Origin of the sequence: Bacillus sp. FSL E2-8887, from assembly GCF_038007205.1 — a bacterium.
Taxonomy (GTDB): Bacteria; Bacillota; Bacilli; order Bacillales; family Bacillaceae_G; genus Bacillus_A; species Bacillus_A mycoides.
Map to the genome: position 1 here is coordinate 13,049 of NZ_JBBOWS010000003.1, position 24,715 is coordinate 37,763.

Below are 24,715 nucleotides of genomic sequence, written 5' to 3' on the forward strand. Positions count from 1 at the left end.
AAGGTGAAAACATGAAATATATACTAGATCTTTTTTATTTCGGTTATTATCAAGCCTTCTCTTGCATTTTTCCAGTCGTTATCTTTGTAACACTTGCTGTTTCAAAGATAATTGTAATTCCTGGATTGCATCGCTACGATTTTATTCTACTTATTTGTCTCATTACGCAATATCTCATGTTCAAAAATAATTTAGAGACAAAAGACGAATTAAAAGTAATCAGTGTGTTCCATGTTATCGGATTTCTATTAGAAGTATATAAGGTTCATGTCGGTTCATGGTCATATCCAGAAGAAGCGTGGACGAAAGTTTTTGGAGTACCACTATATAGCGGTTTTATGTATGCAAGTGTTGCGAGTTATATTTGCCAAGCATGGCATCGATTTCATTTAAGAATGAATAACTGGCCAAAATCTATATGGATAACAACACTTGGAGTGATGATCTATTTAAACTTTTTCACACATCATTTTATTTTAGATTTCCGTTGGATTTTGACGATCCTTTTATTTATTGTCTTTGCTCAAACTTATGTGCAATTCACAGTGCGAAACAACACATATAAAATGCCACTTCCTTTTTCATTTTTCCTAATTGGCTTTTTTATATGGATTGCAGAAAACATTGCCACTTTTTTCGGAGCATGGCAATATCCGAATCAACAAGACTCTTGGCGTCTTGTACATATTGGTAAAATTAGTTCTTGGTTCTTGCTTGTTGTTATCAGCATAATGATTGTCGCTCACCTTAAAGAAATTTGTTACAAAGATTCCACAATATCTAAAGAAGTAGGAGTTCTAAAATAAATTAAAAGCTTTTTAATGAAGTTAAAATATCTAATGAGATTATTTTACTTGAATGTAAAATGGTCTTCTTTCAGTGAAATTGATCCTATCCGAAATGTTAGCCGTCCCCCTCCTAGCGTAGAAAAATCAGGGATTCGTTTTCCAAAAAATGTCTTAACGTGGGTTTTAAGTCATTTGGTTGGCGGGACCCCTTCTATAGACTATATCCATTTCTAAAAAATTTTCGGTCTTGCTTAAAAACTTTATCACAACAAAAGGAGCTAAATTATATCTTAGCTCCTCTTATTTACAAATTATTTAATTATAAGGGCTACGATTCCTAAAATGACAAGCAAAATTCCACCTAAGAATTGTCCTAATCCAGAAGCCTCTCCAAGAATCAACAATAGGTAGAAACTCGTTTCATATATAGCAAACACGTTATAATGGCTACTGAAATTTTGCCGAATATATGGGTGTTACAGATGAACAAAACGGAACTCATCAAACAAGAAGCAAACTTAACACAAAAGATGCGTCTTCAGCGATACAAGTAGTATTGGACCAAATCACAAAAGCTTTACAGCAAGGAGTAAAAGTACAGTTGCTTGTTTTTGGGACATCCGAAATCCAGGAACTTGCAGAGCCGTAACAGTCGTAATCCTAAAACAGGAGAAGCGATGACGATTCTTCCTTCAAAATTACCAGCTTTTAAAACCGGCTAAGAACTTAAATATATGGTAAAGTAAAAAAGTATTCTCCTACATAGTAGGAGAATACTTTTTTAAAGGAACTTCAAAACTCACACATACCCTATACAGTAAAGGAAGTTTGGTACATGCAATTTTCTATAGACGCGATTCGTAATTTCCTCATACAGGATATGGAATCTTATCGTGAAATGATCCTACAAGAAAATGATTATGATAATATGAAATGGAGTTACACTACATTCATTGATATGAATAATTACCTAAAGAAAACAAATATGGATCAAGAGGAAATTCAAGAGTTACTATCGGTGAGCCGAGAAGGGATCTCTTTTGGTTCAGTAACAAAACATGATATGCTCTTTATACATTCTCTTACTAGTCCAAATCGATGTTTGGAACTAGTGGAAACCTATAGATTGATGGAGCGAACAAACGAATACGTTCCCAATATGAAAGATGAATTGCAATGGCTTAAAGATCGATGGGAAAAAGGATTTTATATTTTTGTTAATCAATAATACGTTGTATTTATAAAAGTGCTTACCATAGCAAATATAGAAGAGTCAAAGAATACAAATATAGCTTAGAAAAAAGCAAATCTTCTTAAAAGGGAAGTTTGCTTTTTTCTTATTCCCCCTTTTCGAGGGGGTGGGCAAAAACACCCTTTTATAAACATCTTAAATATTTTCGATACGTATTCGACAAAATGAAAAGAGTAACTAAATTAGATTCGGAATGTATCAAGTACATTATCTTTTTCTTCTTTATTAATACCAATGTACCTTAGTGTAATTTTTGGCGTACTATGATTTAATATTTCTTGTAACATAGCAATATCCTTTGTTTGCTTGTAAAACCAATATCCAAATGTTTTACGCATGGTATGGGTACCTAAAGATTCGACTCCGGCAAAATCCCCGGCTTTTTGTAACTGTCGATAGGCTTGAATTTTACTAATAGGTTTATCACCTTTTCGAGAAGGAAATAACCAGGTACTTTTTAGATCCTCAGCATATGGCAATACTTCCTCAAAAATGGATGTAATATTTATGATACGTTCCTTTTTTGTCTTTCCTTCTTTTACTTTAAATTCTTTTCGTTTTTTTCGCTTCAGTTTTAAAATTCCACTCGTTTCCATTTTTAGCAAATCACTTACACGTAACCCCGTATTAATACCAATTAGAAATAAAATGTAATCACGATCTGAACAATGACGTTTGAGCGACCATTTCATATCATTAAGCTGTTCTATGCTCCGAATTGGTTGTACATCAATTAAATGTTGCTTCTTATCCATCTGTTTTTCAATCCCTTTATTTTCAATGATTTGAATGTATACTTTTTTGTCTATTTTTATCATATCAATGAAATTAGATAAAAGTCAATGTTTAAAGGGAAATGAATGTAAACTTTTGGATAAAAGTTTACATTCGGTTTTTATTAGAAAAACAAAGAGAACTTGTAGGAATTTCTACAAGTTCTCTTTGAGATAATGTAACTACAAGGGCAAAACAAACCATCTTAACAGAAATGACAGGGTAAACTATTTAGAAACTACTTTGACAAATTTATTATAGGGGTTCCGCCAACCAAATGACATAAAACCCACGTTAAGACCTTTTTGTGGAAGTGAAAACCCTAATTTTTGTACGCTAAGGAATAATAAAAGACTTGGGGATTCCCAAGTCTTTTATTATTATCGAGAAATATCATTTGGTCGGTTACGCTCTGTTAAAGAAATCCAGTCAGCAACTTTGTTAAGCATATCTTGTACTTCATCATGTGACAATCCTTCTTCCTCAGCTCGGACCCAGATATCTTCCATAAAAGAACTTAAATCACGTGGATACGAAACACTGTCATGACGCAATACATAGCCAAGAATTGGTTCTGCATCTTTTCCACCTTGTTCATCATAACTAATGTGGTTGACGCGCCATCCCTTTTCATTTCTTATTAGTTCGTATCTATCTTCATGTCCCCATCTACTAGTATATATATTCATAAAAAAGGTATCACCTAATGTTTTATCAACAGGATCATCATTTGCAGTTGTATCATCTAAATAACTTAGTAAATCTTCCACAGGATGGATATGATAGTAGAAATCTGGATTTTCTGGTGACACACCACGATTTTTGATCATGTATCGGTGATGTTTTGGTTTTGGATCTAATTGCATATGAAGTTTATGTGCTGCATCTGCCATTTCCCTTCCGTCACGTTCGAAATCAAAGCTGGCTTCATGGCGATCTTCCTTGCTTGCATTAAAATATTTATGTATTAAAGAAACTTTTTCTTCTATAAACTTGCGTAGAGCTTGCTGTTCTTCATTTAACTGCACTCTCATTATATTCACTCCTTATTATTGAATATATCAAACTACCAAACATGCTTTTCACAGCGCAGACTTACACTTTCTTTGTTTTCATCTCTATAGATAGGATCATACATTGATTCACCTATGTCGAAGGTATAGATATCAAACCTATTTTCATTAGGGTATAACTTTAATGTTGGTTGCTTGATTAACTCTAAAACTTCATCCTTTTCATCTGTAAGATTAATTTTAATTACATTAATTATAGTCGTTTCTTCAAGCGGATTTGATAACCTGAGGAGGACATCTATTTTTGACTGGTCTTCTGAGTTAATTCTAACCGCTTCAACACTTCCTTGTATCCTTTTCTCATCTCTTTCTTCGTCACCCGCTAGAGTATTTACTTTTTCAATAGCACCTTGGCATATATCAACTAAGAAGTTTTCTGGTTTCTTTGGTAAATCCAATTCTTTAGCTGCACTTTCTAAAAATTCACGCAATCTAACATCATTGTTTAGTTTAAAAGATAATTTATTTGGGTTTATAGCACCCTTCATTTCCCTAAAATCAAAGTTAGGTAGAAGAACTGTGGTATATTTCTTCTTCAGCACCCAACATGCACCCATTTCATTTAAACAAGCTTCACTATTGTAATAATTCTTAGATAGAACAAATACTACCCATGTATTTCCATTTAGATGTTCACTTAAATAATCATATATATCTACATCATTTGGAATACGGTAGTCAGGATGTGAACTGCATATTATATTCGGAACTCCCATCATAGTTAATAAATTTGCCAATTGCTTCACATATTCTTCATCACGATGGGCGTGACTTATAAAAATTGATTCTATTTGCTCTGCCAACTAAAAAATCCCCTTTCTTTTACTATATAGCGATGGATTTATTCATATAAAAACTGGCGTATCTACTTAATCATAACATACAGATTGGATTCTTATAATATTGTAGCGCTACCTAAAAGATTAGAGCCGAATCTCTCTTAGATTAGGGAATTAGTCTCATTTTATGTCGAAATTTGCTTAGCGTGGGTTTTATGTCATTTGGTTGGCGGGACCCCTTATATAACAAATATTGCTTTTTAAAGAACACATCTATGAAAATTATGTGAATTTTTTAATAAATTAAAATAATGCATTGTTCACTATAATAGCATTTCTTTTGATTAATGCAATGATGACTTCTCTCTTTTTTCTCGCATATGCACTGCAAATTGCATCATTTCTTCTTGGGTAAATTGCTTTCCTTCAATTGCCCCTTGTGTAGACGTCCAAATATATACTAAATCATCCCATTTAGAAAAGAATTCGAATATTATAATTTTGATACATTACATATAAATAATGTGTTAGTATTAATTATGAAGATATTTACCAACTAACTTTTATGCCCTAGTCATGCGCCGCACTAGGGCGTATTCTCATTTTTAAAAATACATATATTTTTTATATCAATATATTGCATTATTAATTAAAATATTATATTATATTCAGAGAAGAGTAAGGTAAGAGTTACTCTTTGTCATTTTAGGAAAGGACCTGCTATTTATAGCGGGTCCTTTTTTGTCAATTACTACAGCTAAACTAAAATAGCGTTTTTATACTCTAAGGGATTTTCAAAACTCAATAATACAATTTGAATTGAGATTTTGATATAAAGATGAGTTTTAAGACACTATTCAAGCTATTTTAAGTTGAAGTTACTTTGTCTCAAATACCTATGTTTTTGAGATTAAATGCTTTGCTTAGCGTATATTTTTGTTAAAATGCGGGCGGTACGCCTATTATAATTTAAAAATAAGACAAATATGTTGAGAAAATTCAGAACGGATTGAATATTCCTATACGCTTATATATAATTGATTAAGAGTTGGAGTAGTAATCTGTCATCTGTTCCTTTTTTTGAAGAAGATTGATCTCAATCTTCTATTTTTTTTTGTTTTTTCCTCTTCCCTCGAAAAAAGGAAAAAGAATTACGTAAGAATTGTGGAAATTGCTTGCTTGTAGACTAGTTGTTGTTTACCATGAGCAATCATAAGAACGGTGAATTTATCCATTGCAAGGATCTTCCCACGTACTGGAACGCCATTCTTTAAAAATACTGTAACTGCCTCTTTTTTCTCTTTTAATTGTTCATACATATCTTCTTGTAAATTAAACATAAAATGCGCCCCCTGGTTTGTTTGTATTTACTTTTCTTCTAATACCTGCTGCTTTTCACTGTTGGATATTTGTGATTCCCATTCACTTTCTATTTTTCTAAACCATTTTCCTATTTTGCTTAGATAATATCTTTTTACTTCACCATTAGGAATCCAAATTTCACGTTCCTGTATTTGATTCATCACTTCATGAAGAATCTCATCATGTTCATACTTTTTAGGTTTTCTATAATGTGTTTTTACAAACTGTGTATATTCTCTACGTAACCAATTAGAAATATGTTGTCTTTGTCTTTGCTTGAGATGTGACCATTTTTTATTTGTTTGAAGGATTTTTCCATTTACTTTTATGTGGTTTTTCATCGACACTCATCCCCTTTTACTAGCAAAACGAATATATCACTATCGTATCACATTTAAATCGAAATATGCTCTAGGTACATATTTCGCAAGAAATCTATACGAAATAAAAATAATATCTCCATTTCACATAAAATAGTATCCAAAACAGACGAGACGGAATTCATTAAGCGGATTAATTAGGCACAAAATTAAATGTAGACTATTGTTTATGTAGTTTGTTTTTTATTAAACATTACGGTACGTGAAATTATTTATTCCCCTTACAAAAAAGCCCCTTGAAAGGAGCACTTATTTTACAAGATATTGTTCTACTTCTTTTAGTAATAGTTCTGCACCTTCTAGACTTAATGTTATCTTGCCATTTGCTAATGCTATATTACGATTTGACACTTCTCCTGTTAATGCACAAACATGACCAGGCTGATACTTCTGTAAAATGATGTCTTCCCCTTCTACAAAAATCTCTAATGGTGATTTTTCTTTTATACCAAGCGTATTTCTAAGTTCCTTTGGAATTACTACACGCCCTAATTCATCTATTTTTCTAGTTACTCCGGTTGCTTTCATCTAGCATATTTCCCCATTTCATTATCAATTTGTACCCAATTTATTCTTTACTATTGTAACAGGCTTTCACCATACATGAGAAACATAATGAACCAAAAACAGACCATCATAATAAGAAATTCTTTAAACCCTTGCTGAAAGGAAATACGCCCTTCTTCCATTCTACACGCCCCTTTTCTCTACAACTCTTTATATGTTAAAATATAGAGGAAAGAAATCTGCTAATTTCTTTCCTCGACAGTCACTCAGACTTTTGCTCTTTGTTTGCTTTTGCAAATGAAGAGCTTTTATTTTGCATACTTATACTTACTTTCTAACATCGCATAGCGCAATAGCTTTAACTTTGTCTCTCTTTTCAATGCTTTCCACTCAGATACACCAATTTTCATTTTCCATTCCTCCAATAATTAAATTTGTTATTTATATAGCTTATAAGTTCCAGTTGTAAATCTTTCTAATTTGTTTATCGCTAAATCCTTCATGGACAGCGAAGACTTCTGGAAAATCCGAGAGACACAAATCAATAATTGTATTATCAGTTGTTCTTATATAATAATACTGAACAGCCCCTTCATAATTCGAATATAAATAGTATTTATGAATTTTATAATTCAATCCATTTTTCTCTAATACCTCATAAAGCTTATTTTTAGTTTCATCCATTACGTCAAAAATAGTTAACTGCTCCATTATTAACAGCTCCTCATTGCGTAAATTTACTAAACTAACTCTAAGAACAAGGTTGTTTCATTATGTTCATTGGTATGCACATTAAACCTTTTTCCGGTAGCTTCTAATGCACTAAAAAGCATTCTTTTATATCCTAGATCCATAAAATCTACACTTATTTGACCATGATTCATAATAAATTGAAGATCAGCCATCATCTTTTTAACTTTTCGTTCCATGTAATAACCTCCTCAATCAAGTCATATAACTTATATAACCATTCTATTACTCATTTTTCTAGTTGTCAATATAAGTTATATAACTTATAATTATTTTTATAAAGGAGGTTGTAATATGGCTGTTAATAAAGACAAGTACACTCAAATTTTAGTTACTTTTACAAAAGAACAAGTAGAACAAATTGAAAATTATTGGCATGAAAATAAGCTGAAGAACCGAAACGAAGCAATTCGTCAGATCGTAGACAAAGGGTTAAGTCGTAAATAATGGCTACCCTTTTTATTTTTCCTAAAAAACCTAAAAACGCATTTAAATTCCCTCTCTACCTTTACATGCGTTTTTATAACAAATATGACTTATTATATTAATAAACACATCAAAACCTCATACAACTAAATCTGAAGGGTCATTTTTTAGTTAAACTGATTTTTTTCAAGAATTCTTTAAACAAATGAAAAAAGAGCCGGATTTTCATCACAGCTCACGTATTGATTGGTTCTGTATGTGTACATGTCGGATATTGTGAACAGCCAAAAAACTTATTTCCTGTTTTATTTGAATTACGAACGACTAAATCATGTTTACATGTTGGACATTTCCGTTCTGCAGGTTTTACCCCTTGATACACATCTTCAGCCGAATATTCGGGATTGATTTTATTAATCAATTTCTGAAGTTCTACACGATCTATTAGTTTGACATGACAAGCTTCCGCTAATTCTTTTGCCTGCCTTGTATACACACTGTTCGTTACAACCCAGCCCTCATTTGCTTTGTAATAGGCTTGTGCTGCATATATCTCTTGTACGGCACTAATGCCGACTCTATTTTTCATCCCATAGCGTTTCGCCTGGATTACAATACGATTTTTCCCCTTCAATACCAGATCCGCTCCGAAATCATTTGACTGCTTTGTGACTGTTGGAGAATAACCCAACTCTCGAAAGAGAGCTTTTAGGTATACTTCGAATTGATGTCCGTCCATTTTATCTATATAACGAATACCAGACTTAGCCATTCGCTTTAATATTCTTCGCTCCTGGATCTTCCGGTACATGAATTTACAAATACGAAAAAGAACATACAGGATAAAACCATACATCAAAATTTGTAATATGTTTGGCATTTCTGGTAGATTAGACACTTCGCTCCACCTCTTTAATTGGTTTCATTTTCTTTGGTTGGGCTGTTTCTTTTGCCTGTTGCTCACTCACTTGTTTCTTCCGGACATCGTTCCAATCTTTTTCATTCGTTGGAATATCCTCTTTAAGATCTACAAAGCATTTCATTGTCTGAATGAATTCTTTCCCAGCCTTATCATTATCAACTGCCATTATGACCTCTTTAATATCGTGCCCTTCTTTTTTCGCATCCATTAAAGATTGAATCACTGTTTTTGACTTTAATCCATGCATAGAAACCAGGCGAGCGTTTTGGATATTATTTTGTTTAATGCTCCAATGAGATAACATGTCGATTGGATCTTCATAAAAATAGATCTTATCCGGCTTACCCACATCAACCGTAAAACCTGCATTGATTTTTTCATAATTCGGGACGATTTGTTTAAAGCTGCCTCTTTTATTCTCCATTTTTACAGTGCCTTGACGGTTCATTCCAATTATTTGCCCTTTGCCACCTTCTTCTCTCCATTTGAACACGACATTATTTTTCTTATCCTGGACGATAAGATCCTTTTTAATCAGCCAGTTCACCAGGCGAGGATCTATTTTCCGCTCATCAATTAAGTATTGCTTGATTTCTGTTTGTTTCGGCACCTCTAAGTGTTTTGGATAACTAAAAGGCTGCTGCTCTTTTTTGCGTTCCTCTTCAGCTTTTGAACGATCAAGCTCTTTGTAATCCCCGTTATTGATGTCTAATACAGCTTGCGGAAATGTCATTTCATAGTACATCATCGCAAAGCTAATCGCTCCATATCCTTTTTCCCCTCGACTATTCCAGGCGTATTGATTCCCTTTAACGATGAGACTGTCATGTTCCGTATGACGGTAATAGTTTCCCTCTTTCTTAAACGTTTCTCCTTTTGCTTCCAGATATGAAATCAAGTCAACTTTTCTTGCTTTCATCGCATCCTCCGTACTGACACGTGCCATTACGGAATCCCCCCTTTACTCTATAAAATGAAATAAAAAAGAGGACTATTCCGTTTCCTAGTCCTCTTTTACATACATTCAATTTTTATTTGCCAAATAAGAATTTTAATCGCTTCTCCTGTACGCTGTATGATAAACGAGCGTCAAATTTTTTCCCGTTTTTGTTCGAGATAAACCCTTTAATCTGATCCGTTACATTCTTTTCTAATAACTTTTTCACGTGGTTACTACTTAGATTTTTACCAGAGAATGTACCAAAAATAATGAAGTCACAGCCTTTTTTGTATTTCTCACATAAGTAGTTACTCTTCCCTACAAGAACTCTACTCTTACATAATGGACATTTACCAATGGTACGATCTTCAGTCGTTGGAAAACGGAATTTCAAACTTCTGTCCGCTTCCATATAGATAGCTGCTGTAAATTCTCCCTTTTCTCCTTGAAAGCCGTTGATAAAATCCGTTGTTTTATATTGAATTAACTTTTTCATCTGATTACCAGGGATTGCTTTCCCTTTCATCTTGGCTGGTAACATAAAATCACATCCATTTTTATGCTCCGTACATCCATAAAATGTTTTACGATGAAGCATATCCCCTTTTTTACATTTTGGACATTTACCAAATGACAGCTCCTCTTGTGTTGGGAACTGAAATTTTACTTTTCCTTCATGTAACACTAAATAAGCGGCAAACTCTTTCTCATTGGACTTAAATCCTTTTAAAAGATCTGTTTTCTTATCTTCGAACAGCTTTTTCGCCTGCGCTTCCGGAATCGCTTTTTCTTTAATTTTTTTCGGTAAGGAGATTTCACATTCTGGATAAGTACTGCACCCGTAAAAATTGCCTTTATGAAGGATTTTTCCTTTTCTACAAGGGCATTTACACACTTCAATTTGTTGATTCCAAGTATTAATAATGCTATCCGACACCTTATCATCCATTGCGCCTAATTGTTCCACCGTGTCTTTTACAAACGTATTTGTTTGCTCTACGAATTCCTCATATTTCATTTCTTTCTTTTCGATCATGTAGATCATCCCTTCCATTTCAGCCGTATAAGCTGGATTTTTGATTTCATCTACCGGAAAAGCATCTATAAACGCACGACCAATATTAGTGGTTCGAATCTGACTGTTGGTAACATCAATATAGCTTCGCTCTAACAATTTCGGAATAAACGTTTCTTCCGTTGCGACTGTCCCAATCCGTTTTCCTTTCATAAGTTCTTTCAAATGTTCATCATCTAATTTACGCCCTGCTGTCTCCATAAAGGTTAAAATGGAACTTTCCGTATGAAAGGCTGGTTTCTTGGTTCGAGACTCAATCAAGTCATACTGAACGATTCTGAAAGAATCTCCTTCTCGTAAAATAGGTATCTGAAATGCTTCAACTGATCCCTCTTCTATATCCTCTTGAAACACACTTAGAAACCCTTTCTCTTGTAGGATCTTTTCTTTTGTACTGTATGTGTTGCCCTCTTGATCTATAAAATGTACTTCTCTCACCAGATAGATTGCTGGTTTCATAAAATTCCCGATAAATCGTTTTACAATCAAGTCATATAACTGTTTTTCTAATGGATTTCGGTTGGTCCCGACATATAATTTTGTTGTTGGGATGATGGCAAAGTGACTACTGACTAATTCATCATTAAATGTAGAGTGTTTTTTCGTAATAGAAGATGGGATTACTTGTTGTACAAGATTTGCATAGGAGCTTTTTTCTAACGCTGCCATTACTTCCTTCACTCGTTCCACTTGCTCAGTGGGTAAATGCCTAGATGAAGAGCGAGGGTAAGTAATAAAACCTTCTTCATACAAACTCTGAATATGTTTCTTTGCTGTTTCCGCATTTATCTTCAGTTTGGCGTGAGCATCTTTGTAAATGTCAGTTAAGTTATACAATAATTTTGGTTTCTTTTTTCTCGTACTTTCTTTAAATTCCGTTACGATTGCATCCGTTCCTTTCAAGCTATCTCCAAGCTTTTGTAGTAGCGATGGATCTATCCGTTGTTCTTCTGTTTTCATTACTGGTGATAAACCATTTTCGGTTAGTAGCTTCAAATTGTAATAGGTTTGTTCTTTATAGTTTTGAATTGCAATTTCCCTTTGACGGATTTCATTCAAGATACACATTTGAACACGACCAGAAGCCAATAAGAATTGGTTTTTTGCTAGTTTTGATGTACAGCCTCTCGTAACATTAATTCCTAGAATATAGTCCAGGTATTGCCTTGCTTTAGCCGATTGAGCAAGTGCTTCATAGTCTTTTCCTGGTTCTAATCGGTTCAATGCTCCCTCTAACTCTGCGGCCTCATAGGAAGAGATAAAAAGGCGAGATTCTCGCTTGTTCACACCTGCATATTCAACTATTTCACGATAGATAAGCTCACCTTCCTTATCCGCGTCACAAGCGTTTGCCACATGATCTACATCGGGACGATTTAACAACTTAACCAGTATTTCAATTTGTTCAAGACTATCTGATTTCGCTTTATATTCCGGCTCTAAAATAATTGGCAAGTGATTAAAATTAAATTCTTTGTATCTTTCATCCATTTCCTCCGGATATTTTAGTTCTAATAAATGCCCTCGGCACCAACTAATAATGTAATTTTCATTTTCATAGTAGCCATAATATGGCTTGCTTCCTGGATGCTTTTGTGAGTTTCTAAATCTAGGTGATTTTAATAATTCAACAGCTACTTTCGGCTTTTCTGCAATAAACAATGTTTTCCCCATACGTAATACCTCCTATTAATCTGTAATTTCAGTTTCACGCTTCCATTTCTTATTTCTCCGCTTTTTCATTACTCTGTGACCGAATAATAACAATATGTTCAAAAAGACAGCTACAAGGAACATACAGCCCCCAAACAGCAATACATTCATGACATTCGCTCCTTTCGTTTTACAAATGAGAAAGAGGGCTTTCCTTTTACCCTCTTTCATTTTTAGATATAAAAAAATCACTTTCCGTTTCTCAATTGAGTAACAAAAAATGATTTAATCTGATTTACCATTTATAAAATTTTTCATCGTTCCATTTCCATTGTTTCTTTTTTTCTACTTGATTTCTTTGTAGCCTTCGACTGTTCTACATTACCTGGCTCTGGCTCCTTGTCTTTTTCTTTATTATTCGTTTGTTTTCCGTTTAAAGGCTGAAATTTTTTATCTACATCCATTTCCTTTGAAGTTGTAGACTGATTCACCGTTATTCCTTCTTTCCCAAGCTTCTCATTCACCTGGTTCTCTAATTTCACAACGTGTTCCTGGCTTACCAGCTCATTATCAATCGAAACATACTTTGTTGTATAATATCGCTCTTCAGCTTTTACACGAGTGACAATACTATCAATATCATCTGGTGTTTCTTCATATTGTGAACGTCTGTACGCTTCAAATTTTCGGCTTAAATCCTTATCTAACGTAGTTGGCTCCTTTTCTTTTAAAGGCTGAATTTGTTGATCTAGAGATGCAATAGGTGCATATCCATCCTTCTTCATTTCTTTATACAGTTCCACTTCTTTTTCATTAAATGTGTGATCTTTTTGTTCCTCCGCTTTATCAACTAAGAGTCCATACCGTTCATCTTTTACGATTTCATCTAGACTCATATTTGCATCCTTTTCATGAATGACAAATGATAAATTTACTCTTCCATCAAAAATAGAATTTTGAACTTTTTCATATAAATCTGGCTTCAAAATATTATCCAAATAGACATTTTCTCGTTTCCCGTTCTTTTCCATTAGGGAAACATATAAATCTTCCGGATCTGTTTTATCTTGGTTCCATACCGATAAATAATTAATATCTTTTGTAACACCATCCATCATGTGGATTCTTGCAACCTCTTCATCTTGCATATCCTTCGCCAACACTTCAATTGTAACTAAATGAGTAGGTGCCTCTTTCAAGCTTTCTAATGTACTTTCCTGTTCTTTTTCCATCGGTATTTCTTTATTATTTCTATAATTTACTACTTCATCTCGTAACGCTTGTTTTACTTCATCCGATAGATACCTTTTCTCGTTTAATACTTGTTCATACGGTGTCTTGTAGTCCCCATCTCCCATATTCATACGATCCATACTCACAAGCTCCATTCTCCCAAAATCCCTATCGACTTCTTTTGGAATGGCGATATGATAACGAGCTTGATCGTATGGGACGGATTCACCTCTTTCTCTGGCTACCTCTCTTACTTTTTCAATATCTGAAATGACTTCAGACATTTTTTCATTGGCTTCACCAAATGGGATCAGTTGATTAGCCTTAAAATTTTCGTTGTCGCTCCATTGAACTAACATAGTTGGTCGATTCATTTCATCCTGATTTAGTGCTGCATACTTTTCTTGATTTGCTACGTTAAATGCATCTATATATTCCTTATCACTCAATTTTTCTCCACCTTCTACAGGCTCAAACGCTCGATTTCTATCTGCTTGCTCCCTTAACTCTGCAACAGAAACAAGCTCTTGTGTCGTATTACTTAAACTCATGTATTCCACTAGTAAAATATTTTTTTCATTCTGTTTTTCATTTACAAGACTAGGTTGATCGTTTTTTTCTAGTCCAATTGGTGCAAGTATTTTTTCTTCTACATGTTCATATTCAATCGTTGTATAATACCCATCCTCTTTATCTAGACCTTTAAAACTTGCCTCTTCTGCTACTGTATATCCATGACCCTCAACATGAAAAACTTCTTCATTTTGCTGTAATGGCTTACCTGTTTCTTGGCAATAAATCACTTCTGATTCGTCTTTTGGATATAGTCCTTTATATTCAATATCATTATTCATTACTTCTTTATGCGCTGTTGAAATTCGGTGATTAATTACATTCAAAGCTAGGCTCACTGAATTTTGAAACCAAAAATCCTTATGATTTTCTTTCACATACTCATTAACACAATCGACTTTTAAACTCTTTTCACGATCTAACGAAACCCTAGCAAGTGGTATATCATTGAAACTATCTCCTAACAAATCAGCTTCATAATATGGTTCTAACGTATCTGTAATTTTTTTAAGTGCATCTTGTTCTCTGTTTGTACCAAATTCATAAACGATCTGTTCCATCTCCCTTAAATTCAAACGAACATTAGGGTTTATTTCTTCTAATACACGACTATCTTCTGAAAGTTGAATTTCATAGTTTTCCCAATGTTTTTCAAAATTTAATCCTAGCCTTTCATCAATAAGTCGCTGCGCATTTTGTTGAATGCCTGTTAAAATTTCGAAATTGTCTCTTACATTTCCATCTTTATTTTCAGACACTTGTTTTGCCATATGATCTACTCCTTTTTCGTTTATTTTTTCTTTTTCTTTTTCCAACGTGCTTTCAATTGTTTCGATAAATTCAATTGAAGTTTCATGTACTTCTTTCAACAACTTCGTTTTATCTTTCATTTCTTTTCCTTGTGTCCAGCTTGCTAGATACCCTAAAGAATATTCGCTTGTATCAATCCCAAAATAAGAAGAAACGGCATAAGCCGTCATTTCTGCTTGGAACTCTTTTTCTGGTGCTGTGTAATTCATATGTGTCTCTGCTGTATGAAGTTTAGCGTGTGCCAATTCGTGAAGAAGTGTTTTTACATTTTGTAATTCACTGTTTCTAGGATTCAAAGCAACCTCTTTTGTTAGGGTATAGCTCACACCTTTTGCAACACCCAGTTCTGATTTTGGCGCAATAATTTTCACACCGTTTTTTTCCGCAATGGCTTCCATTCCTTTATACAAACTCTGGTAATCTGTAACGCTCCCTTCTAGCCAACGATTCGGAAAAATACGAGGTAGATCTTTTGCTGTTGCACTTGTTTGAGACGCATCAAACACATGACCCACAGCAAAATATAAGCGACCAGGTATCACTTCTACGCTTTTAGATTCGATTTGTTTTTTCTCTTCCTCACTTGCTTTAGTTACTGTTTTCCAAGTGCCTTCTTTGTCTTTGAACTTTGCTACAGTTCGGTTTGGAACAAGGATTTTAATTCCTTTCTCACCCTTCTTAACTGGAAATCCTTTTTCTTTCCAAAAAGAAAAGGAACCCACTGCCCTGGCTCCCTCGAATTGACTCTGTATTAGTGAAATATTAGATGGTGAATAATGATAAAACTTTGCCATAAACGATAAATACTCTTTCAAATCTCCCGGTGTACGAAAATAACCTTCTACGCTTTTTTCCATCTTTTTTGTTAAAGCTTGCACCGCTTCTTTCTTTTCTTCTGGTGATTTCGTTTGATACTTTTTCTTATAACTTTTACTCATGATCTTCTCCTACTCTTTCACTCGCTTTTTGTAATTCCTCCATTTCTTCTTCATTCCATCTCTCAGCTGTATCAAAGAAAAGCTCATGAGTTTTTACATTAACCGGAACTAACATATTTTCTTGATTCATGACATGGACTGCAAGTTCTTCCTCTTGTTCTCGTGTAATTTTGATTGTTAGTTCTTCCTCTTTTACAAGTAAAACAAGTTCACCTTCTCCAACCTCTTTAATGACCCCTAATGCGATATCTTCGTGAAATAATAACATCCTAATGACCTCCTGTTTTTTTATAAAAAGAAACAATGTAGCTTATGTTACATTGTTCTTTGATGCCTCGTGATCTATACGTTTTTGTCTTGCATGACTAATCCGTTCCGCTACGACTTCTTTTGCTATCTTCACGCCACCGACTTCTATTTTATCGGTTGTAATGATACTTTCTAAATCCAAGTCATTAGCAAAAAAGTATCCATTCATTAATTCGATTAAAACTTGTGTATTTCTATCCGCACTATTTGCACCGAGACGAATTTTTGTTAATTCATTTTTCAACACATCGTGTAGATTTTTTGATACAATTTCGGAAATATAATTCAATGACCATTCTGTACTTTTTGATGCTTGATGTTCTCTACAAATCCTAACAATTGCTTCACCGTTATATCTGATGTTGTGTTCTTCCATGTAATCTTTAATATACGTATCTGTTTCCTCATCCAATGTAATTTGCATGCGAAAGTCTTTCATTTAATAACCCCTCTCATTTTGATATGCACTTTCTTTTTGCATACGCTCATAATACTTTTGGTTCTTCCAACTCTCATATTCACTTTTAAAAGCACGTTCCACTTTTCTCATAGAATACTGAATAGATACATTCTGTTGAAATTTTTGAAACGGCTTTGATTTTTTCATGTGATGGATTCTCTTTTGTTCTTTATCATATGCCTTCATTTCTTGTAAAAAGGCGTTACCCATTCTTTTATACAAGTCATTAATTTTATTCGTCTTGTAATTTTCATATTGCTTCTTATCATACTTTCCTTCGCCATATGCTTCTTTAAAAACTTGCACTTCTTTATCTAACTTTTGGAGAAACTGATCGTAATCTTTTTTATGATGATGTTCAATATATCGACTGCTTAATTTATCTATTTCCGGCTTTAATGGTTGAATCGTATTGTAGCTATATTGCCACTGTCTTTTATCACTTGGTAACTGTTTATAGATTTGTAAAAACAACGGTTTCAGATGTTGATTACGCCAATCAAAAACGGAATCCTCTTTTTTCCTTCCCACCATATTGTTTCGAATCAGATCATTAATTTGTTTTTGTTCCTGCTTACGATCTAATAGATTATTTACGACTTTCCCCTTCATCGCATCTAATGTTTTTGGTTTTCTTTTACCACGTTCTCTCGTTGGAAATGGTTCAACAGTTGCCACATGAATGTGAATATTATCCGTATTAAAATGAATGGCTGCCGACCAGATAGAGCTTTTATCCAACCCCTCTCTTTTCTGCATTTCCTTCATCGCAAGTCGTGTTACATCCATTAGCTTTTTTTCATCCAACGTTTTTGTTTTCTCATCATAAATTCCTTGTTTCTCTAACCAGGGATTATGAAAAGAAATGACATCTTGCCACATGATACTTCCATTCTCATGAGCGGTTTTAAACATTTCCTTTAAGGACTTTTTCTCACTTTCTGTTAAACGATTTGCGTGTTCTGTAAATAATGCCGATGTCTTTTCTGAATTCCCCATATAGTCTTGATACGTTTCAAACATTTTCGGATTCAGCTTCACTTCACTTTTCGCTTCCTCCCGATCTACATACTCAATATAGTTCTGAAAAACATCTGAACTTGGTAACACAAATTTCGTTTTTAAAACAACACCTGGTGTGATGGAAGACTGAACAGGAACGGCATTACTCATTTTCAACATCCTGCATCATCATTTGAATAAATTCATTCATTTTTTCCATCGCGCTATAACAATCACTCATCATATGGATGTTCTTTTCGATAAGATTTTCTAATTCCATTTCCCTTTTATTTTGTTGTTGAAAAAATGCCAGCATTTCAATTTGAGCTTTCAAAAACTTTTGCCTGGATATTCCCTTTTCCTTTGCAATTTCATCTATTTTCTTTAAGGCAACTGGATCTATATCTCTTATTTTTAGATTCACAATTTCCGCTCCTTTCTGCAATTGTGGGTAGAGAACCAAAAATAGTGAGAAGAGCATAAGGGGTTTCTGCCCCCACCGAGGGTGTGGGGCTAGGCGGAGCCTAGCGAAACGGTGGGGGCAAGAAAAGCTTTTAGGTGTAGACTCACTCACGACCCAAAATCCTCTAATGTAGACTCACTCACGACTCATTCTTTCGTGATGTGGACTCACTCACGATACAAAATCCACTGATGTAGACTCACTCACGACATGACTTTTTTCACTTTTTATTAATTTCTTTTGCCTTTTCTTCTAATTTTTTGATTTTATCTCGTGCAATTTTTTGTTCCCCTTTAAACAATTCGACGTTCTTTTCTGATGACTTTATTTTAGATTCTAAGGATGCTATTTTAGATTGTGTTTCCGTTTTTTCCGCTTCAGTTTGGTACTTCATTTCATCTTTTAATTCTTTTACTTTTTCATAGACTGTCTTCGCATTTTCTTCTTCCAGTTTGATTGCTTTCCCATAATTTTTGATTTTTGTTTCGATATCTTTTTTGTCTCTTTCTATAAAATCTAGCTCATATGTTTTTTTATCTTCAGCTAACAATTCATCATTTGCTTTTATTTTTCTCTGATCGGTAAAAATCGTTTGAACGAGTTTATTCGGACTTTTTGTTGATGCATTCTCTTCTTCATATTCGTTAACATCTTGCGTGAATTTACGAATATCCATTTGTTCTTTTTCACCGTTTTTATTGTAAATATCGAAAGCTAACGCTCCCCAATTCGGAGATAACTCTGTTACTTCCACCACATAATTTCCGTTCTCTTCATACAACACTTTGACAGGTAATTGAACACCAGACTTTGCTTTTTCTTGTGCTTTAAACGTAAATCCTGTTTCCTCATACCCTTCTATTCGAAAGCGAATTTGCATAAAGTTTTTGTGTGGATTGTATTCCCTTTGTTCTACAATCAATTTCCCCATACCCGACAACTTAATTACTTTATTTGTCTCTGTATGGAATAGTTTTTCATCGTTTGGCATGTAAATTTTAGATGTCAAGAAAGCGAAAAAACCCAAAAATAGAAAGCTGATAATCGTTAAGTAGATCCACGACTTATTTTTTCTTAGATTGATTCTTTCACTCTTCTTACCAATTGCACCTATCACACTCTCACCCCACCTTTTTCGTTATAAAACTTTCATATTTAACTCTTCCACACTTGTAACTCGCCATGTTTCCTTTTCTTTTTTCATGATGATTCGTAACACATTGTTTACTTTTTCTTCTCGGTTTTGCGTTGAATCTGTCGTGACATTTATAAATTCAGCTAACACATTTACTTCCTCTTTATCGGGTTCATTTTCTTGTAAATAAAACTTCATTTCTATTGGTTTCGTTTTATACGTATCTCCTAATTCGTATTTATCAGTTGGATAAAATTGTTGTAAAAGTTCTTCACTCATAATGGATTTTGCTTTTTCTTTTCGCTCACTGTATCCTTCTTTTTCTCGGTGAAATGATAATTGAATGAACGTTTCGGCTGTCGATAAGTACGTCCTTCTCTGTTGTTCTTGTGCGGAAGGAAGCACCTTATCCAGTCGTTTTTTTAAGTCTTCATTTTGTTTTGTTAGTAATTCATTTGAAAGTTTTAACTGTTTTTCCTTTCCATCACTCATTGATTTTTTGCTCAAATAGATATTAAAAGCTGTCACACCTACAACTAAAATGACAAACACAATAAACAAAGATTTTCGTTTATCTTTCATATCCATTCCTCCTTTACTTCGTAATATCGTTTAGTTGTTTAGTAGCATTCCAGTAGGATTGTATTCCTGTTTTAGCCGCTTCTTCTGAAGGGAAATTTGCTACCACCCATAAATATGTTTTCCCTTCATAGTCAAATATATTGTGCTCTATAAAGTGTGCTATCTCGTTTGCTTTCAATTCCCGATGTAATAGAAAATTATCACCATCTTTTTCAATCAAATAATTCGATGGTTTTATAACTGCATTTTCAAATCCCTTAACTGGTGCTTCTATTAATTTCATTGTAATTTCCCCTTTACTTTTTCATATTTTTAGAACCTTCTTACATGACCAGAAAAGACTTTTTGCCAATACGGATTATTTAAATCTTCAATGGAAACACCTTTATTTGTTTGGCATCCAATGAATGTGTTTTTATCAATTACAATGCCAACATGCCCGTCATGTTTATAGGTATCAAAGAAAATAACATCACCCGGTTTCATATCATTTGCTGATACTTTTGTACCGATTTTATTTAATGTTTCCGTACTTACAGCTCCTATTGGACTGGTATACATCCCTACTTGTTCGAATGCCCAGCGTACAAAACTACTACAATCAAAAATCCCTCTTGCAATGTCATTTGTGTTACGTCCACCACCAAATACATATGTAGAACGCCCTATCCATTGACGACCTACATCGGCAACTTTTGAACCGCTACTTCCTCCACTTCCTGGATTTCCTCCACCACCAGAAACGACAGACCCCGGTTGATAATATTTCAAAACCGCATCGACGTACAGGATATCGCCATAACACGCTTGATACGGTACAGCTTCTGGTCTAAGGCAATGATACATGCCAGTATGTTTTACTTTTTGATACTGTTGTTGTGAAAATTTGATTGCTATTTCTTTTGTATATTTACCACCATTTGCACCAACAAAATCAAAAAATCCTGTTCCGAAGTTGTACGCTTGGAGGGCTGTTTTGATATGATCCATGTCACCAGGACTCGTTACACCAGCTCTTTCTATCGCATGTTTAAACTCCTGTACGCCAGCCCATATGCTGTAATCGGGATCAGTAATACAGTTTGGTGATTTACAATATTTCGTATTAAATGCACCCTCTGATGATTGCATCGGATCACTACCACGTCCTCCGCTCTCTTGCATCATTTGAGCAAGCATTAAAGCGACAAACGGTTCCACGCCAAAGGCTTTTGCATACTTCCGAATCGTAGGTTCCCATTTCAAAACTTCGGGCGAAACGTTCATGACTTGCCCTTCACCTGTATACGTAATATCACCCGTGTCTGTTCCACTCTCTCCGCCCATTGCCGCAATAAAAATACTCATAACTCCAAGTAAGAGAAAAGAAAAAAGACCCATCACAATTAGTGCTAAAGTGATGAGCCATTTCTTTGGTATAATCTTTAAAACTAGATGCATGGTATTAAGCACCTCCTCCGAATAACATCAATTCTTCGTCCGTTACTTCTACATGGAAGTGAATGTTTTTTACAGCCCCAATACTTAAGATGACATCCCCTGTTGGCAAATGCGGAATCGCTGCAATTTCACTTTCACTTAACTGTCCTGCAAATACTTTTCGTAACATATCTAAACTGTTATTATCTTGCTGCATGATAAATTTGTACTGTGTAAGTTCAAATAGCTTTTTAATTTCATCAATCATTTCTTGTGAAGATCCTTCCGGTACAAAATCTCGAATTGTGTGACTTGCATATAAAAGCCCTGCAAAATATTTCCGGTCTTCTCGGCTAAATTTAATTAAAAATTGTAAAGCGTGAGCACTCTCTTTTCGTGTGTTGATAATATGATGTGCTTCGTCAATAATAATGAAATATCGAATGACATCTTCAAAAGCAATTTGTTTTTTGTTAAAGGCTCTTAATTGAGGAGCACCATTTGAAATCATTTCATCCCAAAGAAGATTTAACACATTAAAGATTTGCGCCTGAAACACTTCTGGTTTAGAACTGGATATATTCCGTAAGGAAAAAGATACAACTTGTTCTTTCTTGAAATCTTCAATTGTAGAATGTCCATCGAATAATTGCGCATACACTTCTACTAGGTTCATTAGATTTAATTCAATTAATTCTAAACGATGGATTCTACTGTCTCCTAAATTTTCATGGTGTTTTTTACTTTCTACATCTTGATATAACTCGTTACGAACAAAATTTAAAAAATCGGAGAAGATAGGGTATTCTTTTGGTTTTCTTGTTGTAATTTCATTTGTTACTCCCTTTTTATCATTCCATAATCCCATACGAATATATAATTTTCGAAGCAAATTTTCATACTCTTTAATTTCATCATCTTTTGCTTCTGGTGCAATAAAGCGATAAAAAGTTGTTACTTTGGATAAATGCTGAATGAAACTAACTTCCTCACTTTCTGCTGTCTTATACACTTGAAGTGGGTTAATTTGACCCTGTGATCCATCTAATGCAATTGTTTTTCCATTCAAGTCACGTACTGTTTCCTCAAATTCACCTACAATATCAAAAATACGGATAAAATGTCCCTTACTTGCATAATCCACGGCTTTCTTTTTTAGTAAGGTTGATTTTCCAGCACCAGGCTTTCCAACCATTACACCGTTATAACTCTTTCTTTGTTTGTCTTTATGAAAAATATCAAAAATAACATTTCCTTTTGTTTTCGTTGTCCCATAATACGTACCGTATGGATCGTTCAAATAAGAATAGTGAAATGGACATCCACCAGCCAAACTGACTGCCGGAATTTCTTTTCCTTTTCTTCGGTTCACATAATTTTTTTGTGTATCAAAGCTCGTCACGAGTGCATCCCATTCATACTCTTGTTCATTTAAAAAGACAGCTCCTCGAAAATTATAAGACTCTAATGTTTCCATGATTTCTTTTACTTGTTTTTCTAACTCATCTAAAGTTCTAGCGGAAACATAGATACGGATATGAATACGTTTCATGACCTCACCTTGTTTCAAATCCGTATAGAGAGCTTCCAGCTCTAAAAATTCATTTTTTGCATCAATCCGATCTATATTATCCTTTGCTGTATCATGCCGAACACTTTGTTCACTCATGGATTTATTAATAGATTCAACGACCTCTTTTCGATCATCACTCATTACATCTAATGTTGTGATTACATTTGGCATATTCATAATTTGCTCTAACCAAAAATCATTTACTTCTGTTGGATAATCAAAAACATGAATACAAGTACCTAATCCATCACCTGTTTGCACATAATTTTCTTTAAAGCTGATTCCCCCTTGTGGCTGAACTCTAGCCACTAAATAAGGGTTATAACCTTTCTTCTTTTTTAGTTCTTCTTGCTTTTCTTTTTTGGATTTTTTACTTTTGAACGCAAACATATTGTTTCCCCCTTACTACCATATATTTTTCGTTCCTAATTTTGCATTTTGATTAAACAATTTAAACATAAGCTCTAACTTTTTCTCTTCATCCACTTCTAATAGTTCAGTAGAGCGCTTGATATACCGTTTTGCTGCATCCACACGTTCTTTTACGATTAATTCCGTTTCTCCGTAAATAAATAAGAAGGCTTCACGATTTGTTCTTCCCCATTCTAAAAACTGAAGTTCTTTTAACTTCTGATTTAAAATTCGTTCATACAAAGGACTGGTACATTCTTTAATTTTCTTCTCTATATATCGTTGCTGTTCGGTAGTTTGACATGGGAAGTTTAAAAAAACGAGTTTAATGGAATGTTTGTAGGCTTGATAAAAATACGCATGTGAGAAAATAACAAATGCTTGTTCATCGCTATTCTTAGAGAACATATCGTCACCTTCCACTTGAAGAATTTCTAAAAACTCCTCATTTTTCAGCTCAAATATACCATCCTCCGTCATGTCTACGATTTGCATAATTTCCGCAATACTTTTCTTTACCTTTGGTGGTGCTTCTTTCTTTTTTCTAGATAAAAAACCTAAAAGCTTTGGATTTTTCTTTTTCGAAACATCTTTCTTTGGCTTTTCTTTCTTCTGTTTTTTTACTTTTGGTTCTACCTTTGGTTTTTCTTCTTTCTTTTTATTGGGTACCATCTTCACAATTTCTTTTGGTTCAGAAAGTGATTCTTTTACATTTTTTTCATTAAATCGAAATGCTTTTTTCTTCGGTATTTCTAGTTGTTTTGGCTCTTCTTTCTCCACATCTTTTTCGCTGAATAACGCCATATGTGATCCCTCCCTTATTGATCGTTATCAATGGCGCAATATGCACCTTTTCTTCTTAGCAATGTAATAATCAACACTTCATACATTCGTTTTTGAGGATTCGTACTTGGTCGCCAAATCATGATAATTGCAATAGCTGCCATGAAAATAACAAATGGTAACTGAAAGGAATCATGTACGAAATTCCTAAGAATCATTGTTACAACTAATAAACCAATTAATAAAAAGAAATCTATTAAATAAAGCACTTTATTAATCCGTAATTCTGTACTGATTTCCTTCGGAATCCGATAGCTTCTCATCGAGATTCCCTCCTTTTCGA

At 34.0% G+C, this 24,715-nt stretch carries 29 protein-coding genes; 5 read left to right on the forward strand and 24 right to left on the reverse strand.

The window, feature by feature from the left end; translation table 11 throughout:
• The first annotated feature begins 11 nt into the window (after window positions 1–11).
• The 4 genes from NSQ08_RS29205 (at window position 12) to NSQ08_RS29215 (ending at window position 2,016) form a co-directional block, all read left to right on the forward strand.
• Window positions 12–806, forward strand: coding sequence for a DUF817 domain-containing protein (locus tag NSQ08_RS29205; protein ID WP_340780574.1), 795 nt, complete (start codon window positions 12–14; stop codon window positions 804–806).
• 451 nt (window positions 807–1,257) lie between these two features.
• A complete protein-coding gene (locus NSQ08_RS30010; RefSeq protein ID WP_445686773.1) occupies window positions 1,258–1,437 on the forward strand; it encodes an HU family DNA-binding protein in 180 nt (59 codons plus the stop codon).
• The gene (locus tag NSQ08_RS30015; RefSeq protein WP_445686775.1) at window positions 1,400–1,510 is read left to right on the forward strand and encodes an HU family DNA-binding protein; all 111 of its coding nucleotides are present in this window, start codon (window positions 1,400–1,402) and stop codon (window positions 1,508–1,510) included. The genes NSQ08_RS30010 and NSQ08_RS30015 overlap by 38 nt, the downstream gene beginning before the upstream one ends.
• 113 nt (window positions 1,511–1,623) lie before the next feature.
• Complete coding sequence (locus NSQ08_RS29215; RefSeq protein ID WP_340780575.1) at window positions 1,624–2,016, forward strand: hypothetical protein; 393 nt, start codon at window positions 1,624–1,626, stop codon at window positions 2,014–2,016.
• Window positions 2,017–2,222: 206 nt separating this feature from the next.
• Here the strand turns inward: NSQ08_RS29215 and NSQ08_RS29220 are convergent, their stop codons facing one another.
• The 8 genes from NSQ08_RS29220 to NSQ08_RS29255 all read right to left on the reverse strand — a co-directional run bounded on the left by NSQ08_RS29220 (window position 2,223) and on the right by NSQ08_RS29255 (window position 7,844).
• Entirely contained in the window at window positions 2,223–2,795 is a 573-nt protein-coding gene (locus NSQ08_RS29220; protein WP_340780576.1) for a tyrosine-type recombinase/integrase, read from the reverse strand.
• A 399-nt stretch (window positions 2,796–3,194) separates the two neighbouring features.
• On the reverse strand, window positions 3,195–3,848 hold the full coding sequence (locus NSQ08_RS29225; RefSeq protein WP_316281186.1) for a hypothetical protein: 654 nt from the start codon (window positions 3,846–3,848) through the stop codon (window positions 3,195–3,197).
• 32 nt (window positions 3,849–3,880) lie between these two features.
• Entirely contained in the window at window positions 3,881–4,690 is an 810-nt protein-coding gene (locus NSQ08_RS29230) for a toll/interleukin-1 receptor domain-containing protein (protein ID WP_340780578.1), read from the reverse strand.
• A gap of 1,127 nt (window positions 4,691–5,817) precedes the next feature.
• Window positions 5,818–6,006 (reverse strand): RNA chaperone Hfq, encoded by a 189-nt coding sequence (gene hfq / locus NSQ08_RS29235; RefSeq protein ID WP_316281189.1) that lies wholly within the window; start codon window positions 6,004–6,006, stop codon window positions 5,818–5,820.
• A 27-nt stretch (window positions 6,007–6,033) separates the two neighbouring features.
• Complete coding sequence (locus tag NSQ08_RS29240; protein WP_002130394.1) at window positions 6,034–6,369, reverse strand: hypothetical protein; 336 nt, start codon at window positions 6,367–6,369, stop codon at window positions 6,034–6,036.
• 288 nt (window positions 6,370–6,657) lie between these two features.
• Window positions 6,658–6,936, reverse strand: coding sequence for an AbrB/MazE/SpoVT family DNA-binding domain-containing protein (locus NSQ08_RS29245; RefSeq protein WP_002193623.1), 279 nt, complete (start codon window positions 6,934–6,936; stop codon window positions 6,658–6,660).
• 429 nt (window positions 6,937–7,365) lie between these two features.
• Window positions 7,366–7,626, reverse strand: coding sequence for a hypothetical protein (locus tag NSQ08_RS29250; protein WP_340780579.1), 261 nt, complete (start codon window positions 7,624–7,626; stop codon window positions 7,366–7,368).
• 29 nt (window positions 7,627–7,655) lie between these two features.
• On the reverse strand, window positions 7,656–7,844 hold the full coding sequence (locus NSQ08_RS29255; protein WP_000440213.1) for a hypothetical protein: 189 nt from the start codon (window positions 7,842–7,844) through the stop codon (window positions 7,656–7,658).
• 115 nt (window positions 7,845–7,959) lie between these two features.
• Between NSQ08_RS29255 and NSQ08_RS29260 the strand changes: the two genes are divergently transcribed.
• On the forward strand, window positions 7,960–8,112 hold the full coding sequence (locus tag NSQ08_RS29260; RefSeq protein ID WP_000290205.1) for a hypothetical protein: 153 nt from the start codon (window positions 7,960–7,962) through the stop codon (window positions 8,110–8,112).
• Window positions 8,113–8,326: 214 nt separating this feature from the next.
• Here NSQ08_RS29260 and NSQ08_RS29265 read toward each other — a convergent pair whose 3' ends face one another.
• From NSQ08_RS29265 to NSQ08_RS29340, 16 genes are all read right to left on the reverse strand, one after another.
• Entirely contained in the window at window positions 8,327–8,989 is a 663-nt protein-coding gene (locus NSQ08_RS29265) for a restriction endonuclease (RefSeq protein WP_098815942.1), read from the reverse strand.
• Complete coding sequence (locus tag NSQ08_RS29270; RefSeq protein WP_340780580.1) at window positions 8,982–9,959, reverse strand: DUF3991 and TOPRIM domain-containing protein; 978 nt, start codon at window positions 9,957–9,959, stop codon at window positions 8,982–8,984. The genes NSQ08_RS29265 and NSQ08_RS29270 overlap by 8 nt, the downstream gene beginning before the upstream one ends.
• An 85-nt stretch (window positions 9,960–10,044) precedes the next feature.
• On the reverse strand, window positions 10,045–12,702 hold the full coding sequence (locus NSQ08_RS29275; protein WP_340780581.1) for a type IA DNA topoisomerase: 2,658 nt from the start codon (window positions 12,700–12,702) through the stop codon (window positions 10,045–10,047).
• 15 nt (window positions 12,703–12,717) lie between these two features.
• Window positions 12,718–12,852 (reverse strand): hypothetical protein, encoded by a 135-nt coding sequence (locus tag NSQ08_RS29280; protein WP_340780582.1) that lies wholly within the window; start codon window positions 12,850–12,852, stop codon window positions 12,718–12,720.
• A gap of 143 nt (window positions 12,853–12,995) precedes the next feature.
• Window positions 12,996–16,235, reverse strand: coding sequence for an LPD25 domain-containing protein (locus tag NSQ08_RS29285; protein ID WP_340780583.1), 3,240 nt, complete (start codon window positions 16,233–16,235; stop codon window positions 12,996–12,998).
• Window positions 16,228–16,503, reverse strand: a complete 276-nt coding sequence (locus tag NSQ08_RS29290; RefSeq protein ID WP_061530243.1) for a hypothetical protein — start codon at window positions 16,501–16,503, stop codon at window positions 16,228–16,230. Before NSQ08_RS29290 ends, NSQ08_RS29285 begins: the two co-directional genes overlap by 8 nt.
• Before the next feature lie 42 nt (window positions 16,504–16,545).
• On the reverse strand, window positions 16,546–16,983 hold the full coding sequence (locus NSQ08_RS29295; RefSeq protein WP_289405429.1) for a hypothetical protein: 438 nt from the start codon (window positions 16,981–16,983) through the stop codon (window positions 16,546–16,548).
• Window positions 16,984–18,177, reverse strand: a complete 1,194-nt coding sequence (gene mobP2, locus NSQ08_RS29300) for a MobP2 family relaxase (RefSeq protein WP_340780584.1) — start codon at window positions 18,175–18,177, stop codon at window positions 16,984–16,986.
• Window positions 18,170–18,430, reverse strand: coding sequence for a hypothetical protein (locus NSQ08_RS29305; RefSeq protein WP_002156580.1), 261 nt, complete (start codon window positions 18,428–18,430; stop codon window positions 18,170–18,172). The genes mobP2 and NSQ08_RS29305 overlap by 8 nt, the downstream gene beginning before the upstream one ends.
• A 259-nt stretch (window positions 18,431–18,689) precedes the next feature.
• A complete protein-coding gene (locus NSQ08_RS29310) occupies window positions 18,690–19,586 on the reverse strand; it encodes a hypothetical protein (protein WP_340780585.1) in 897 nt (298 codons plus the stop codon).
• Between the two features lie 21 nt (window positions 19,587–19,607).
• Window positions 19,608–20,186, reverse strand: coding sequence for a MerR family transcriptional regulator (locus tag NSQ08_RS29315; RefSeq protein WP_078203790.1), 579 nt, complete (start codon window positions 20,184–20,186; stop codon window positions 19,608–19,610).
• A gap of 13 nt (window positions 20,187–20,199) precedes the next feature.
• Entirely contained in the window at window positions 20,200–20,469 is a 270-nt protein-coding gene (locus tag NSQ08_RS29320) for a hypothetical protein (RefSeq protein ID WP_044440889.1), read from the reverse strand.
• A 29-nt stretch (window positions 20,470–20,498) separates the two neighbouring features.
• Window positions 20,499–21,626, reverse strand: coding sequence for a bifunctional lytic transglycosylase/C40 family peptidase (locus tag NSQ08_RS29325; RefSeq protein WP_340780586.1), 1,128 nt, complete (start codon window positions 21,624–21,626; stop codon window positions 20,499–20,501).
• Between the two features lie 4 nt (window positions 21,627–21,630).
• Window positions 21,631–23,568 (reverse strand): VirB4 family type IV secretion system protein, encoded by a 1,938-nt coding sequence (locus NSQ08_RS29330; RefSeq protein WP_219375879.1) that lies wholly within the window; start codon window positions 23,566–23,568, stop codon window positions 21,631–21,633.
• A gap of 15 nt (window positions 23,569–23,583) precedes the next feature.
• Window positions 23,584–24,393 carry a hypothetical protein gene (locus tag NSQ08_RS29335; protein WP_098769585.1) on the reverse strand — a complete coding sequence of 270 codons (810 nt, stop codon included), beginning with the start codon at window positions 24,391–24,393 and terminating at the stop codon, window positions 23,584–23,586.
• A 14-nt stretch (window positions 24,394–24,407) separates the two neighbouring features.
• Window positions 24,408–24,695 carry a DUF5592 family protein gene (locus NSQ08_RS29340; RefSeq protein WP_002130425.1) on the reverse strand — a complete coding sequence of 96 codons (288 nt, stop codon included), beginning with the start codon at window positions 24,693–24,695 and terminating at the stop codon, window positions 24,408–24,410.
• Between the last annotated feature and the right edge of the window lie 20 nt (window positions 24,696–24,715).